The following is a 15,550-nucleotide window of genomic DNA, read 5'->3' as shown; positions in this document are numbered from 1 at the left end:
CGCCTCTACCGGGTGGGGTTGTGCCGCCGCCTCTACCGGGTGGGGTTGTGCCGCCGCCACTTCCGGGTGCTGTGTCCACCTCCTCTTCGGGCGGGACTGGAGAGGGTTCTCCACCGGATCGGGTTACTCGGGCCGCTTCTCCTGATACGGATACACGAGCGGCTTCTTCTGATGGGGTCGTGCAGTTCGATTTCCCTGCCGAGATTCTGCAATCGCTGCCCACCGGGCACTCGTTGGTGGCGACCGAATCGGTGGCCGCGTTTCTGGATCGGGCGGTTCGGGTGATCGGGTGGGCGGACAGTACGCGGCATGGTGAGGCGGAGAGTCAGCCGAATCCGGTGCTGCTGTTCGTCGGTGCGCCCCATTCCGGGCAGGTGCGCTTGGCCGAGGCCGTTCGCTCCGCGCTGAGCGGTGCGAATATCGCACTGCAAGAAGATATCTGGCGCTCGACCGGGGCAGCGATAATCGAGGGGTCCGGCGAGCAGGAGTGCACGCTGGCGGACGGGGTGCGCGATGTCGTCGGCCAGGCGGTGGATGAGGAGCAACCGCCGTTGCTGCTCATCGAGGACGCCGACGTGCTGCTCGACGCCGCCAACGCGGACGAGGTGCTGGGCGCGCTGGTCGAGGCTTCCCACAACGCCCACACATGTGTCGTGCTCGCGGTGTGCGGTACCTCGGAACTCCACGAGAGCATCACCGATAAAGCGCCCGAGTTCATCCGGCGCGCAATGACTTTCACGCTTCCCGACCTCACTCAGCCGGGACCTGCGGCCGCCCTGGTCCAGGAATTGGTCCGGGGTATGGATGTCGCGGTCACCGATGCGGCGCGCGCAACGCTCATCGAGCACCTGCGGGCGCACCACGGAAATGCGAACACCACCAGTGAGTTCCTGGGCGGAGCCTGCCAAACGGCAGTCGCCGAGGGATCTTTCGGACCGGATGCCCGCCTCCTGGTCGACGTCGCGCATTTCGCCGGGCTGGACGCGACGCCCAAACCGAAGCAGACCGGTAAGAATCTGCCGGAACTGATGGCCGAGCTGGACGGCATGATCGGACTGGATCCGGTGAAGCAGCGGATCCGCTCCCTGGTCGCCGAGGTCGAGATCGACGCCCGCAGACGCGAAGCGGGCCTGTCGATCCCGCCCCGCAGCAGGCACCTGGTGTTCACCGGCAATCCGGGAACGGCGAAAACTACTGTGGCCCGGTTGATTTCGCAGCTCTACTCCGCGCTCGGCGTGGTGAGCAAGGGGCACCTGATCGAGACCCAGCGCACCGACCTGGTCGGTGAGTTCATCGGCCAGACCGCGCCGAAGACCCGTGCGGCGGTGGAAAAGGCGATCGGCGGCGTGCTGTTCATCGACGAGGCATACACCCTGGTCAAGGAGGGCGACTCCAGCGATTTCGGGATCGAGGCCGTCGAGGAACTGCTGGTTCAGCTGGAGAATCGTCGCGAAGACCTCGTGGTCATCGTCGCGGGTTACACCAAGGAGATGGAGGACTTCCTCGACGCCAACCCCGGCCTGCGTTCCCGCTTCGGCAATCGCGTCGAATTTCCGGACTACTCGAACGACGAGCTCGCGCGGATCTTCGTCTCGATGGCCCAAGGACAGCAGTACCGGCTCACCGACGAGCTGATCGCCGCCCTCCCGGACCGGATGGCCCGCATCGGCCGCGGCCCGGGCTTCGCCAACGGCCGTTCCGCGCGAATGCTTTTCGAGCAGACCATCGCCAACCAGTCCAGCCGGCTGACCACGACTGAGGGCGACCTCCAGGAATTGACGCCGGCAGATCTGCCCGCGCCGGGCACCGGCGGGATGGGCCCCGGTAGCGGCGGTCCGCGGCGAAGCCTGCCCGAACTGCTTGCCGAGCTGGACGGGATGATCGGCTTGGAGTCGGTGAAGCAGCAGGTCCGCACGCTCACCACTGAGGTGCGCATGGACGCGCGCCGCAAGGCGGCCGGGCTCCCGGTCGGGGCGCGCAGCAGGCATCTGGTCTTCCTCGGCAACCCCGGTACCGCGAAGACCACGGTCGCGCGGCTGATCGCCCAGATCTACCGTGAGCTGGGCGTCGTCAACTCCGGGCACCTGGTCGAATGCGGCGCGCCGGACCTGATCGCTCAGTACATCGGCCAGACCGCCCCGAAGACTCGCAAGGTCGTCGAAAGTTCCATCGGCGGAGTGCTTTTCATCGATGAGGCTTACTCTCTGGTGGCCGAGGGGAAGGGTGGGGACTTCGGCAGCGAGGCCATCGCGGAGCTCCTCGTGCAGATGGAGAACCGCCGCGACGAACTGCTCGTCATCGCCGCCGGGTATCCGGACCAGATGGACCGTTTCCTGGATGCCAACCCCGGCCTGCGCTCTCGTTTCGGCTCGACGATCCTGTTCCAGGACTACTCGAACGACGAGCTCGCGCGGATCTTCACCGCCATGGCCACCTCCCAGGGGTACCGCCTGGCCGAGGATCTCGAGGCCGCCCTCGCCGGGCGCATCGGGAATATCGAACGCGACAGCGCTTTCGCCAACGGCCGCACGGTGCGCCAACTGCTCGAACACGCGATCGGCCGTCAGGCCTTCCGCCTGGGTGGTTTGGACGGCGACCTCGACATCATCGCCGACGACGAACTGCAGATCCTGCGGGCGGTCGACCTCGAGGACGACTCACCGCAGACCGGCAGTCACCGAATGTAGCCGCGGTTCTGTCGGCCGGAGCCTGGACACGGTCGTCTGCCGAGACGACAGACCGGCGCGGTGGATGACTAGCTCTGACGGCGCAGTGCCGCGGGTGTGGTGCCCAACCTGGCGTGCATAACGCGGGTGAGATGTTCCTGGTGGCTGAAACCGCAGCCGGTCGCGATCTCGGCGATCGGCATGGTGGTGGTCCGCAGCATGCGGCGGGCCTGGTCCAGGCGCATGCGGATCAGGTAGCGGTGCGGGGGTTCACCGGTGGTGGCGCGGAAGCGCCGGGAGAACTGGCTCACGCTGAGCGCGGTCGTCGCGGCCAGATCGGCCAGCGGGATGGATTCGGCGAGCCGTTCGGCCATCAGCGCCCGGACTCGGTCCAGCTGCCGTTGCGACAGGCGAGCCGTGACCACCGGCTCGGAGCCTTGGCGATGCGCGCGGACCAGGTGCGCTGCCAGGGTGGACTGGAGATGATCGGCGTAGGTGCGCGCGCTCGGCTCCCAGCCGCGGACCAGGCGATCCAGGGCCAGGATCAGCTGTTCGACCAGCGGATCGCAGCTGCCGAACTCTTGCGCCAGCCGCACCGGCCCACCGGCGTCGGCGGCGGCCTCGCGCACCACGCGATCGTCCAGGTAGGCGTGCACCGTGTGCAGGTCGCCACCGAGTTCGACGGTCAGATCGGCTCCGGCCGGATGCAGGAACAACCCGCCCGGCGGCACCGTCCGCGCGCGGGTCAGCTTCCCCGCCCCGCGCCGCACCCGCACCGGGCCGTCCAGATGAAGTATCACCAGATGTGTTGTGGCAGCGGAGAAATCGGCCCGGTAGGGCCGCTCGGTCTGAGTGGACAGATAGACGCCGTCCCAGCCGAGCCCGGCGCTGGTCCGGGCGGGCGCGATCCACGGCTGACGCAGGATGCCGATCGTGTCGGCCGGGCCGATCTCCATGGCCGTGGACTCACCTCCGCTGTCGCCGCGGCCGAAGCGCTGCGGCACGGTATCTTCCGACGCTACCGCCATTACGGAAAATATCCAGGTCATTGCGGAAATCGGGCCCGCTGGACGCGCGAAACGTACAGGGTGACGCGCGGATTGTGCAGGACTTCGGCGGTGTGATGGCGGACACTCGGGGCGTGACGGAGAACTTCACCTATACGGCCAATCCGGCCCGCGTCGTCTTCGGCGTCGGCACCCGCGCCGCGGTTGCCGACGAGGTACGACGCCTTGGCGCCGGGCGCGTCCTGCTGCTGTCGAGTCGCCCGCTGACCGGCGACGCCGCGGCGGTGCCGGGTGTGCTGGGGTCGCTGCTGGTCGCCCAGTTCGACGGGGCCGCGATGCATACGCCGGTGGAAGTGACCGAGCAGGCGCTGCGGGTGCTGCACGAGCATCGCGCCGACTGCCTGGTCGCGGTCGGCGGCGGTTCGGTCACCGGGCTGGCCAAGGCGCTCGCGGTGCGCACCGATCTGCCGCAGATCATCCTGCCGACGACCTACGCCGGGTCGGAGGTGACCCCGGTGCTGGGCGAGACCGCCGACGGCCGCAAGGTCACCCGATCGGCGCCGGAGATCCTGCCCGAAACGGTCGTCTACGACGTGGACCTCACGCTGGATCTGCCGGTGGAGATCAGCGTGTGCAGCGCGGTCAACGCGCTGGCACATGCGGTGGAGGCGCTGTACGCGCCGGACGCGAATCCGATCGTCGACCAGCTGGCCCTGGATGCTGTCGCCCGCATCGGGCGGGCCCTGCCGCGACTGGCCGCCGACCCGCGCGACGTGGCGGTGCGCACGGATCTGCTGCGGGCGGCCTGGCTGGCCGGGACCTGTCTGGGCGCGGTGGGCATGGGCCTGCATCACAAGCTGTGCCATGTGCTCGGCGGAACGCTCGGGTTGCCGCATGCGCAGACTCACACCGTTGTCCTGCCGCATGCCATGGCGTACAACGCATCCGCGGTGCCCGAGACGATGGAGCGGATCGCCGCGGCGCTGGACGGCGACTCGGCGGCCGCTGCCGTGTACGACCTGATCGTGCGCTCCGGCGGACCGACCTCGTTGCGGCAGTTGGGCATGTCCGACAACGACATTCCGCGCGTCGTCGAACAGGCGACCGCGATGCCGTACCCCAACCCGCGTGCGGTCACCGCCGAGGGGATCGAACAGCTGCTGCGCGCCGCCTGGTCCGGCACGCGACCGTCCGGCACGGTCCGGGATGGGGCGAGCCCGGCCGCTCCGGACCTGACCTGGCTGACCGATCAGGTCGTGGCCAGCTTCTCCGAAACACCGAATCCCCGTCTGCGCCACTTGCTGTCGGACCTGGTCCGGCACGCCCACCACTACGTGAGCGCGAACGACGTGACGCAGCAGGAGTGGCAGTACGCGATCGACTTCCTCACCCGTACCGGCCAGAAGTGCGATGACAAGCGCCAGGAGTTCGTGCTGCTGTCCGATACGCTGGGCATCTCCAGCGCCGTCGACGTGCTCACCAACTCCCGTACTCCGGACACCACGGCCTCCGCGGTACTCGGTCCCTTCTATGTGCCGGGACCGCCGGAGCGAGAACAAGGTTCGGATATCTCCGGCGGTCTGCCGGGCACTCCGCTGTGGGTGGACGTGCGGGTGACCGATGTCGGCGGGGATCCGGTCGCGGACGCGATGGTCGACGTCTGGCAGGCCAATCAGGACGGCTTCTACGATCTCCAGCTGCCCGACCTGGACGGTCCGGTGCTGCGGGCGCGCTTCCGGACGGACGGACAAGGGCGGCTGCGGTTCTGGACGATCCTGCCCTCTGCCTACCCGATTCCGGTGGACGGCCCGGTAGGGGAGATGATCGAGGCCACCGGCCGGCATCCCTGGCGCGCACCGCATCTGCACTTCCTGATCGCCGAACCGGGCTTCCGGCAACTGATCACGCAGCTGTTCGTGGCGGGCGGACCGTATCTGTCCAGCGAGGATACCGCCGCCGGACGCGGGGACACGGTCTTCGGTGTGAAGAGTGAGCTCGTCGTCGAGTTCCCTGTGGCCGAGGGTGTTCCGCCCGAGGGGAAGACTCTGGAAAACGGCTGGCGGAGACTCGATTTCACCTTTCATATCACCGAGCTATGAGCATCACCGAGCAAGAACCGAGGCTTGACATGTCCACCTATGACACCGACGTCCTGGTGGTCGGCAGCGGTCCCGCCGGTGGCTCGGCCGCACTGCTGCTGGCCACCTATGGGATCCGCACCCTGCTGGTGAGCAAGTACGGCTGGGTGTCCAACACTCCGCGCGCCCACATCACCAACCAGCGCACGCTCGAGGTGCTGCGCGATCTGGATGTGGAGCAGCAAGCGCTGGCGCAGGGAACCCCGCAGAATCTGATGGGGGACACCGTGTTCTGCACGAGCATCGCGGGTGAGGAGATCGGCCGCATCCGCACCTGGGGCACCGGCCCGTACTCGCTCTCGGAGTACACCGCGGCCAGCCCGTGCGGCATGATCGATCTGCCGCAGACCTATATGGAACCGATCCTGGTGTCCAACGCGGCCGCTCGCGGCGCGAAGGTGCGCTTCGACACCGAATACCTGTCGCTGGAACAGGATTCGGACGGTGTCACCGCTGTCCTGCGTGATCGCGTGCGCGGTGACGAATTCACCGTGCGCGCTCGATATCTCATCGGCGCGGACGGCGCCCGCAGCCTGGTCGCCGAACAGATCGGGCTGCCCATCGCCGGACGATCCGGCAAGGCGGGGAGCATGAATATCGTTTTCCGCGCGGATCTTTCGGCACTGGTCGCGCACCGTCCCAGCATTCTCTACTGGGTGATGCGACCCGGCGCCGAGACCGGCGGCATCGGCATGGGCCTGGTGCGGGCCGTGCGGCCCTGGCACGAATGGCTGCTCACCTGGGGGTACGACATCGACCGTCCCGCACCGGAAGTGGACGACGCGGCTGCGGCCGCGATCGTGCGTGATCTGGTCGGCGTGCCCGATCTGCCGGTGCGGATCACCTCGACCTCGCTGTGGACGGTCAACCACAGCTACGCCACCGAGTATTCGCGCGGCCGCGTATTCTGCGCCGGGGACGCCGTGCACCGTCATCCACCGTCGAACGGCCTGGGCTCCAACACCTCCATTCAGGATTCCTACAACCTGGCCTGGAAGCTGGCGGCAGTGATCCGCGGCGCGGCCGGCCCCGAGTTGCTGGACACCTACACCGCCGAGCGCGCCCCGGTGGGCAAGCAGATCGTCGACCGCGCCAACCTGTCCCGCGACCAGTTCGGCCCGATCTTCGAGGCCCTCGGCATCACCGGTGGTACCGACGACGAGGGCATCCTCGCGGGCCTGGGCGCCTGCCGCGCCGAGACCCCCGACGGTGCGAAACGCCGCCGTGCCCTGGAGGAGGCCATCGAGCTGAAGAACTACGAATTCAACGCGCACGGCGTGGAACTCGACCAGCGCTACCGCTCGACGGCCGTCCTGGACGACGACGGCCCGGCCGAGACCTGGCCGCGCGACCGCGAACTGTACGTCCAGCACTCGACCCGTCCCGGCGCGAAGCTGCCCCACGCCTGGTTGGTCGACGGCGCCGGACAGCGCGTCTCGACTCTCGACCTCGTCGGCAAGGGGCGCTTCGCCGTGATCACCGGCCTGAGCGGAGAGGTATGGACGACCGCCGTCGAGGCGGTGGGCCGCGATCTCGGCATCGACCTCGCCCTGGTCCGAATCGGCGCCGCAGGGGCGCGGGACGCCTACGGCGAATGGGCTCGCCTGCGTGAGATTCCCGAAGACGGCTGCCTGCTGGTTCGTCCCGACGCCTATATCGCCTGGCGTTGTGCGTCGTGCCCGGGCACCCCGGCCGCCGCAACGGCCGAACTGACGTCCGCGCTGGTCTCCATCCTGCGGCGCTGAGGCGAAGTCATTCGAGTCCCGGCTCGCGCACCAGCTCCCGGCTGCTCGCGAGGATCGTTTCGGTGCGGTCGGCCATCGCTCGACCGGCGGCGAGCAGGGGTTCGGGGGACCGGAGGGTGCGGCTGAGGATGAAGGCGCCCTCCAGAGCGGACAGCACGGCCAGGATGAGGTCCCGCGCCTCGGGTTCGCCGAGCCCGCGGTCAACGAAATACATGGTGCCCCTGTCGATCCAGGATGTGATGACCTCGGCCGCGATCTCGCGCAGGGCGGGTTCGCTGTCGGCGATCTCGCCCGCCACGGTGCCGACCGGGCACATGTTGATCCAGCCGGTCTGCTCGATGGTTTGGGCCGCCGCGGCGAATGCGGCGGGTATGGCCTCGCGCAGATCGTCGTACGGGTCCATGAGCAGTGGCAGGAGCTGGATGTAGGCCGCGCCGGAGGTGCGCAGCGCCTCGGCGGCGATCTGCGGCTTGCCGCCGGGAAAGTGGTGGTAGAGCGAGCCCATGGGGGCCTGTGCGGCGATGGTGATCTGTTTGACGGTGACGGCGCTGTAGCCGTGCCCGCGCATGAGCTCGCCGACTGCGGTGACCAGCCGGTCGCGGGTGCCGCTTGACATCTTCTCGGCCATTCCCCCATGCTAGAGCAAAAGCTCTAGAGCGTTCGCTCTAATGGAGGTCCATGATGCCCACCGTCGATATACCGGCAGGTCGTATCCACTACGCGCAGCGCGGCGAGGGTCCCCCGGTCGTGCTGTTGCACGGCCTGCTGATGAATCACACACAGTGGGACGCCGTCATCGACCGGCTTCCCGACGGCTTCCGCTACGTACTGCCGGATCTACCGCTGGGCGCGCATCCCGAACCGCTGCGTCCTAACACGGATCTGAGCCTGCGCGGGCTGAATCGACTCCTCGCGGATTTCCTGGCCGCCCTCGATCTGCGCGATGTGACCCTGGTGCACAGCGACTGGGGCGGCGGCCTGTTCCTCACCGCGTACGGCCTGGACGAGCGCATCGGTCGTTTGATCGTCCTGCCGTGCGAGGCCTTCGACAACTTCCCGCCCGGACTCCCCGGAAAGACGTCCGTCCTCGCCTCCTACCTGCCCGGCGGAGTGACGCTGGCGCTCAGGGAATTACGCATCGGGTGGCTGCGCCGATCACCGTTGATGTTCGGCTGGATGGCCCGCAACCCGCTACCCGACGACCTGGTCCGCGGCTGGACCGAACCGGGCCTACGCGACAAGAACATTCGCCGAGACCTTCTCGCCTACACCAGATCCGAATTCCCCGCCCGCGAACTAATCGCCAATACCGAAGCACTGCAAAACTTCTCGGGCGAAGCTCTCATCCTCTGGTCCTCAGCGGGCAAGGTCATGCCCCGCGACCACGGCCGCCGCCTGGCCGAATTGATCCCGCACGCCCGCCTGGTAGAGATCGACGACGCCTACGTCCTGTCCATGCTCGACCAGCCCGCCGCCGTCGCCACCGCGATGACAGCCTTCCTCACCGGCACCCGGGCGAGGCGTTGACCGGACGGGAGTCGTTCCCATCCGAGTACAGAGACGCCCTTACCGTCAGTTTTGGCGAAACTGAGGATAAGGTCGCTGGGCGCCGCAGCCACAGTGCGGTGGTCGGGACATAGCCACGGAAACTCCTTGGTGCACCGGGGATCTCGCGTCCCCGTAGTGGACATGACATGCGCCGCCGAGGTCTGACTCGCGATTTCACGTGTGGCACGGAAGTTGCCGTCAGGGCCCGAGACGGAGAGGGGCGCGGGTGGTCGGTATGTTCGGGGCGTCCGGAGTTTTTCCTGGTTGAACGACCGTCAGGAGCGCCGTATGTCCAAGCCCCCGCTGCCGTCCGAGGCCGTAGCCCTGCTCCGCGAGCCCAATCCGTGCGTGATCACGACCCTGCGCTCGGACGGCGCTCCCGTCTCGACCGCGACCTGGTACCTGTGGCAGGACGACGGCCGAGTTCTGATCAACATGGACGCCGCCCGGGTACGCGTCCGCCACCTGCGTCGTGATCCGAGGGTGTCGCTGACGGTGCTGTCCTCGAGCGACTGGTACACCCACATCAGCCTGATCGGCAAAGTCGTCGAATGGCGCGAGGACACCGAAATGGCGGATATCGATGCACTGGCCCAGCTCTACCTGGGCAGGCTGTACCCCAACCGTGAGCGCCCCCGGGTCAGCTGCCTGATCGGGGTCGAGCGCTGGCACGGCTGGGGTGCGATGAAGGACAACGACCAGGTCGGCTGACCCGGCTACCGCGCCGGTATGAGCCGAGCCGGCTACCGCATACCCGCGCGGTCCAGTTCCGCGAGCACCCACGACCAGGCCGGGGTCAGCGGGTCGATCACATCGAAGTGGCCGGCTTCCGGGACGACCACCAGGCGTGTCCGCGGATGCGCCGCAGCATAGATCCGGCCGATCGCCACGGGGACGGTCCGGTCCTGCTCACCGTGCACGACGGTGACCGGAACGGCGGGTGTCCCGAGCCGAACGGGATCCAGGTCGGGCCGGGCATCCGCACGGCCGCCGAGAAAGGCCGCCACGGCATGATCACCGAGTCCGGCGGTCTCGGCTGTCCTCAGATCGGCGACCGGGGCGAGGGCGATGGTGGCGCGCAACCGCGGCGGCGGGCATCGCACGCTCGCCCACAGCGCCAGCTGACCGCCCGCCGAATGGCCGAGCAGCACGATCGGCGGATCCGTCGTATCCAGCAGTCGGGCGACCTGCCCGGGCAGCACATCCAGTGCGGTGCGGATGTCGGCGGTCGTGAGATTCGGCTCGCCCGGCACGCGGCGATATTCCGCGGCGACCACCGGCCAGCCCGCCTCCCGCAGCGCCGCGGACATGATCCGGGTGTGTGCGCGGTCGTACGCGGGACGCCAATAGCCGCCGTGCAGCAGCACGATCAGCGGCCGGGGCTCGGCCGCGGGATCCGGCAGCCATATGTCGGCGACGTGCTCCGGATCGGTCCCGTAGCGGGCCGTATGGTCTGGGTCCGGCGCGGGACGGCCGAGGATCGAGTTGTTCTCGCTCATGCGGATCACCACCTGTGGTCGTGCTCATCGAGAATATTCGGCGGCGGGCGGACCGCGTCGGTGGCCGTCAGCCGACCCGCGATGAGCGGCGCAGTGGCGAGTTCCGCAGGCCGGACGATCACTCCCGACGGGACCGGAATCGACCTGGAAACAAAGGCAGCGTAGCTCCATGGGATCATGGACGACGCTGATTTCCCCACGTGACCAGGAGCCCCGTGCCTAGTTTCGCCGACACGACGTTCACCGATCCGTCGCGGATCCGGAACTTCTGCATCATCGCGCACATCGATCACGGCAAGTCGACCCTTGCCGATCGGATGCTGCAGCTCACCGGCGTGGTCGAGGAACGGGCGATGCGTGCGCAGTATCTGGACCGGATGGATATCGAGCGCGAGCGCGGTATCACCATCAAGGCTCAGAACGTGCGTTTGCCCTGGACCGTGGACGGCACGGACTATGTGCTGCATTTGATCGACACGCCTGGGCACGTCGACTTCACCTACGAGGTCTCGCGCGCGCTGGAGGCGTGTGAGGGCGCGATCCTGCTGGTCGACGCCGCGCAGGGGATCGAGGCGCAGACGCTGGCCAACCTGTACCTGGCGCTGGACAAGGACCTGACGGTCATCCCGGTGCTGAACAAGATCGACCTGCCCGCCGCGGACCCGGACCGCTACGCCGCCGAACTCGCCCACATCGTGGGCTGCGAGCCCGAGGACGTGCTGCGCGTATCCGGCAAGACCGGCGTCGGCGTGCCCGAACTGCTGAACGCGGCCGTCCAGCAGGTCCCGGCGCCGCAGGGCGAGGGCGACGCCCCGGCCCGCGCGATGATCTTCGACTCGGTCTACGACACCTACCGCGGCGTGGTCACCTACGTGCGTGTGGTCGACGGTAAGCTGACCCCGCGCACCAAGATCAAGATGATGTCCACCGGCGCCACGCACGAACTGCTGGAGATCGGCATCGTGTCCCCGGAACCCAAACCCACCCAGGGCCTGGGCGTCGGTGAGGTGGGCTACCTCATCACCGGCGTGAAGGATGTGCGCCAATCCAAGGTCGGCGACACCGTCACCACCGCCCGCGACGGCGCGACCAGCCCGCTCACCGGCTATCGCGAACCGCGCCCGATGGTGTACTCGGGCCTGTACCCGGTCGACGGCTCGGACTATCCGGACCTCCGCGACGCCCTGGAGAAACTCCAGCTCAACGACGCCGCCCTCACCTACACCCCGGAGACGTCGGTGGCGCTGGGCTTCGGCTTTCGCTGCGGCTTCCTGGGCCTGTTGCACATGGAGATCACCCGCGAACGCCTGCAGCGCGAGTTCGACCTCGAGCTGATCTCCACCGCGCCCAACGTCGTCTACCGGGTGATCCTCGAGGACGGCACCGAGCACGTCGTCACCAATCCCTCGTACTGGCCCGAGGGCAAGCTGAAGGACGTGTACGAGCCGGTGGTCAAGTGCACAGTGATCTCTCCGAGCGAGTTCATCGGCTCGATCATGGAGCTGTGCCAGTCCCGGCGCGGCGAACTCGGCGGCATGGACTACCTGTCCGAAACCCGTGTGGAGATGCGGTACACGCTGCCGATGGCCGAGATCATCTTCGACTTCTTCGACTCGCTCAAATCCCGCACTCGCGGCTACGCGAGCCTGGACTACGAGGAGTCCGGTGAGCAGGAGGCCGACCTGGTGAAGGTCGACATCCTGCTGCAGGGTGAGGCTGTGGACGCGTTCTCCGCGATCGTGCACCGCGACGCCGCCCAGGCGTACGGCCACAAGATGACCACCAAGCTGCGTGAGCTGATCCCGCGCCAGCAGTTCGAGGTGCCGATCCAGGCCGCCATCGGCTCCAAGGTCATCGCCCGCGAGAACATCCGCGCGATTCGCAAGGATGTGCTCGCGAAGTGCTACGGCGGTGACATCAGCCGTAAGCGCAAACTGCTGGAGAAGCAGAAGGAAGGTAAGAAGCGGATGAAGACGATCGGCCGGGTCGAGGTTCCGCAGGAGGCCTTCGTCGCGGCGCTGTCCAGCGACGCGGCCTCGGACAAGCCCAAGGGAAAGTAGGACCACGGGAAGGTAACCCGTACCTGAAGGTTGGCTGAGTCTGTCGGCGTTTGTCCAGGCCCGTCGATCTCGGGGCTTTCGAACCGAACGGTGCGCTGGCACGCTGTTATATCGAACCGTGTTGCGGTTGGGGCCGGGTCAACGATGATGTGACAGGCCGGACCCTCGCAAATATGGTGGTACGAGTTCTACGGAAAGACGGCTGGACCCGTTCGGTTCGGATACCGAACACCTGAGAGCGGAGTGTGTATGTCGCGTGACCTGCCCCTGGACGCTGACGCGGAGGATACGGGCAAGCACGCCGGGGATATCGCCTACAAGGCCGCGACCGGTGTCGCGCGGATCGCGCGGGCTGGGGCCTATGTGACGGGTGGTGCGCTGATCGCCTCCGAGGGCGGGCAGGGGCCAACGACCGGCAGTTCACCGGACGACAGCCAGATCGCGGGCTGGGCGGTGCAAACCGTCCAGGATCCGCAGCCCAACGCGCCGAGCCCGGTGATCACCTATCCGGACCCGGCGCCCAATTCGGTTGGGCCCGATCTCGGTCATCAGGCGCCGAATCCCGGGCAGCTGCCGGACTTCTGGGTTCATGTCGAGATCCACGCGGGTCCGGACGCGGACGGTTCTATACCCGACCTGAGCCAGGTTCCCGGGATGAACGAGGTGCCGAACACCGGCCCGGGAACCGGCGCCCCGGATTCCGGCGGTCATACGGGCGTCGGCGTTCTGCCCGGTCCGGGTGCGGCGCCGGGCAATGACATTCCCGGGCTGCCGAATCTCGGGAACCCGCTCCCGAATCTCGGCAACGGCCTGCCGGGTCTGGGGAACGGCGTGCCCGGTCTCGGACACGGTGTGCCGGGCCTCCCGAGCCTGCCCCAGATCCATATACCCGGCCTGAACTCCGGCGGCAATTTCAGCCTGCCCGGACTGCATCCGGCCGCGGCGCCGATCGCGGAGAACATCGCACCGGGTGACGGATCCGATGTGCGCACGATGGCGGACTCGACCGGTCCGGCGCAACCGATAGCGGACCCCACGACGCCCGGCGGCGAACTGTCCGGCATCGCGCAATCGGCGATCAATGCCCTCGACGGTGTGGATCCCGCGCTCGTCGGCAGTCCGCTCGGCAGTGAGCTGTCCGGTTTCGTGCAGTCGGTGGCCGCCCTGCTGGACGGCCAGGCCGGGGGAACATCCGATGCCGGCCCGTCGGATTCATATCCGGCAGATGCCGGGCAGGGCGGCTACGGTCCGATCGATCTGGGCGATCAATCCGGTTTTTACGGCTACGGAACGGAATTCGGTCAGTATTATCCGGATTTCTCTGCGCCGCAGGTGGATTCGACTGCGGCATGGTCCGGCTGGCATCCGCACGGAATGTCGGGATTCGAGGCCGGTGGTCCGGCCTCGGGCGGTTCCGGATTCGACGGGATCGGCGGGTTCGGGGTCCATGCACAGGTGATGTCGCAGATGGATGCGCATATCGGGCCGGACGCGACATGGCTGGGGTCTGGCGCTCAGGGGACGTTCGGCCACGGTGATATCGGCCAGCAGCTCGACAGCTACAGCATCGGGCTCGGTGCGCCGCAATTCGTCGACGGCACGCAACAGGCCGATCCCGGTATGCCGCAGTTCGGCTGGAACGCACCGCAGTTCGCGCCGGGCATCGCACATTTTCCCGGAGACGCACCGCAGTTCGCGCACGGTGTACCGCACCTTGTGGGAAATGCGCACTCGGAAGCCGAATCCGCGCCCGACGCGAGCGGATCGGATGCTTCCGAGGACGCGCCGGTATCGTCCGCGCCGCCCGGTGCCGCTCCCGGCATGCCGAGCGCCGTCCTGCCGGGGATGTCGCCCGCGGTAGCGTCGGTTCCCGCTGCCGCACAGGCAGTTTCGGCCGCCGCTCCGATGCAGACGACGGTGACGATGCAACCCGCTCCCGTCGCCGCGCTGCCGGTCGCCGTGGCCCCGGCGGCCGAGGCGATGCAGCCGGTCGTCACGACCCCGCTGCAGACCTCGACGCACCTCGCGGCCGCGACGCATTCGATCAGCGGCGCGCTGCCGGACCATTCGGGGGCAGTCGCACCGGCCGCGGCCGTCGGTCCGGCCGCGTTCCTCGGGTTCTACGGGCCGAGTTCCGATTTCAGCCTGCCGACTCACCTGCACCACACACCGGATACCGGAACGGTTGTGCCGTCGCAGATTCCGCAGGTCAGTGTCGCCCCGAGCGTCGATGCCGCGACGCCGTCGCACTCCCCGGACCGGAACGGCCGGCCGCACGGCCCGACGACCGCCGATCCGCATCACCCCCCGGCGACCATGCCCGACGGCCCCACCGCAGTGGACTCGACCCCGATCAGGCATCCGGGCGCCGACGAGAACGGCTCGACCACGCACGCGCATCCGGGTACCGGTGGCGTCGATTCGACGACGGCCGCGCATCCGAGTGATTCGTCCTCGACGTACCCGAGCAGCGGCGCGAATACCTCTGTCGCGCATCCGAGTTCGAGTGATTCGTCGCATTCGCATGGGGGCGGCGATGCCTCTTCGGCGCATCCGAGTTCGAGTGATTCGGCCAACCCGAATTCTGGCGGGGACTCCTCACGCACGTACCCCACGACCTCCGCGCATCCGGGTGATTCCGATTCGACCTCCTCGGCGCACCCCAGTTCGATCGACAATTCGGGCGACCGGTCCGGCCCCACCGACCGGTCCGGCCCCACCGACCGGTCCGGCCCCACCGACAGGTCCGGTTCGACCGATACGCCGCCGACCCGCGATTCCGGGCCGTCACGGGATTCGCATCAGTGGACCCGGCCGAACGATTCGTCCCCCGGTCGCGACGTGCCGACCCACGACGGGCCCACCTACAATGGTCCCAGCCCCACCC

9 protein-coding genes and 1 pseudogene are annotated in these 15,550 nt (G+C 68.0%); 7 read left to right on the top strand and 3 right to left on the bottom strand.

Annotation, left to right across the window (positions count from 1 at the left end; translation table 11 throughout):
- Nucleotides 1–179 precede the first annotated feature (179 nt).
- Nucleotides 180–2,687: an AAA family ATPase gene (locus JZ791_RS40170; RefSeq protein ID WP_216902572.1), complete on the top strand. Its 2,508-nt coding sequence runs from the start codon at nucleotides 180–182 to the stop codon at nucleotides 2,685–2,687.
- A 68-nt stretch (nucleotides 2,688–2,755) separates the two neighbouring features.
- Here the strand turns inward: JZ791_RS40170 and JZ791_RS40165 are convergent, their stop codons facing one another.
- Nucleotides 2,756–3,694 (bottom strand): AraC family transcriptional regulator, encoded by a 939-nt coding sequence (locus JZ791_RS40165; protein WP_216902570.1) that lies wholly within the window; start codon nucleotides 3,692–3,694, stop codon nucleotides 2,756–2,758.
- Between the two features lie 113 nt (nucleotides 3,695–3,807).
- Between JZ791_RS40165 and JZ791_RS46730 the strand changes: the two genes are divergently transcribed.
- Both JZ791_RS46730 and JZ791_RS40155 read left to right on the top strand, forming a co-directional pair.
- On the top strand, nucleotides 3,808–5,772 hold the full coding sequence (locus JZ791_RS46730) for a maleylacetate reductase and hydroxyquinol 1,2-dioxygenase domain-containing protein (protein WP_308163411.1): 1,965 nt from the start codon (nucleotides 3,808–3,810) through the stop codon (nucleotides 5,770–5,772).
- The gene (locus tag JZ791_RS40155) at nucleotides 5,769–7,556 is read left to right on the top strand and encodes an FAD-dependent oxidoreductase (protein ID WP_254207193.1); all 1,788 of its coding nucleotides are present in this window, start codon (nucleotides 5,769–5,771) and stop codon (nucleotides 7,554–7,556) included. The genes JZ791_RS46730 and JZ791_RS40155 overlap by 4 nt, the downstream gene beginning before the upstream one ends.
- Nucleotides 7,557–7,563: 7 nt before the next feature.
- Here the strand turns inward: JZ791_RS40155 and JZ791_RS40150 are convergent, their stop codons facing one another.
- Entirely contained in the window at nucleotides 7,564–8,184 is a 621-nt protein-coding gene (locus JZ791_RS40150; protein ID WP_216902566.1) for a TetR/AcrR family transcriptional regulator, read from the bottom strand.
- Between the two features lie 53 nt (nucleotides 8,185–8,237).
- Between JZ791_RS40150 and JZ791_RS40145 the strand changes: the two genes are divergently transcribed.
- Both JZ791_RS40145 and JZ791_RS40140 read left to right on the top strand, forming a co-directional pair.
- Nucleotides 8,238–9,083 carry an alpha/beta fold hydrolase gene (locus JZ791_RS40145; protein ID WP_216902564.1) on the top strand — a complete coding sequence of 282 codons (846 nt, stop codon included), beginning with the start codon at nucleotides 8,238–8,240 and terminating at the stop codon, nucleotides 9,081–9,083.
- A gap of 309 nt (nucleotides 9,084–9,392) precedes the next feature.
- Nucleotides 9,393–9,815 carry a PPOX class F420-dependent oxidoreductase gene (locus JZ791_RS40140; protein ID WP_216902562.1) on the top strand — a complete coding sequence of 141 codons (423 nt, stop codon included), beginning with the start codon at nucleotides 9,393–9,395 and terminating at the stop codon, nucleotides 9,813–9,815.
- A gap of 32 nt (nucleotides 9,816–9,847) precedes the next feature.
- Here JZ791_RS40140 and JZ791_RS40135 read toward each other — a convergent pair whose 3' ends face one another.
- Nucleotides 9,848–10,603 (bottom strand): alpha/beta hydrolase, encoded by a 756-nt coding sequence (locus JZ791_RS40135; protein ID WP_216902560.1) that lies wholly within the window; start codon nucleotides 10,601–10,603, stop codon nucleotides 9,848–9,850.
- Nucleotides 10,604–10,803: 200 nt separating this feature from the next.
- Here JZ791_RS40135 and lepA point away from each other — a divergent pair, with 200 nt between their 5' ends.
- Nucleotides 10,804–12,663 (top strand): translation elongation factor 4, encoded by a 1,860-nt coding sequence (gene lepA, locus JZ791_RS40130; RefSeq protein ID WP_438804617.1) that lies wholly within the window; start codon nucleotides 10,804–10,806, stop codon nucleotides 12,661–12,663.
- Between the two features lie 249 nt (nucleotides 12,664–12,912).
- Nucleotides 12,913–15,550: pseudogene (locus JZ791_RS40125) on the top strand (hypothetical protein); the annotation flags it as partial.

This window comes from Nocardia alni (genome assembly GCF_019038435.1).
Classification (GTDB): Bacteria; Actinomycetota; Actinomycetes; order Mycobacteriales; family Mycobacteriaceae; genus Nocardia; species Nocardia alni.
The sequence above is the reverse complement of the archived record's forward strand: the minus strand, read 5'-3'. Positions and strand labels throughout refer to the sequence as shown.

Bases quoted from the DNA above. Each gene is read 5' to 3' on its own strand.
- JZ791_RS40135 (WP_216902560.1), bottom strand. From the start codon at position 10,603: ATGAGCGAGAACAACTCGATCCTCGGCCGTCCCGCGCCGGACCCAGAC.
- JZ791_RS40165 (WP_216902570.1), bottom strand. From the start codon at position 3,694: ATGGCGGTAGCGTCGGAAGATACCGTGCCGCAGCGCTTCGGCCGCGGC.
- JZ791_RS40150 (WP_216902566.1), bottom strand. From the start codon at position 8,184: ATGGCCGAGAAGATGTCAAGCGGCACCCGCGACCGGCTGGTCACCGCA.
- JZ791_RS40155 (WP_254207193.1), top strand. From the start codon at position 5,769: ATGAGCATCACCGAGCAAGAACCGAGGCTTGACATGTCCACCTATGAC.
- JZ791_RS40140 (WP_216902562.1), top strand. From the start codon at position 9,393: ATGTCCAAGCCCCCGCTGCCGTCCGAGGCCGTAGCCCTGCTCCGCGAG.
- JZ791_RS40145 (WP_216902564.1), top strand. From the start codon at position 8,238: ATGCCCACCGTCGATATACCGGCAGGTCGTATCCACTACGCGCAGCGC.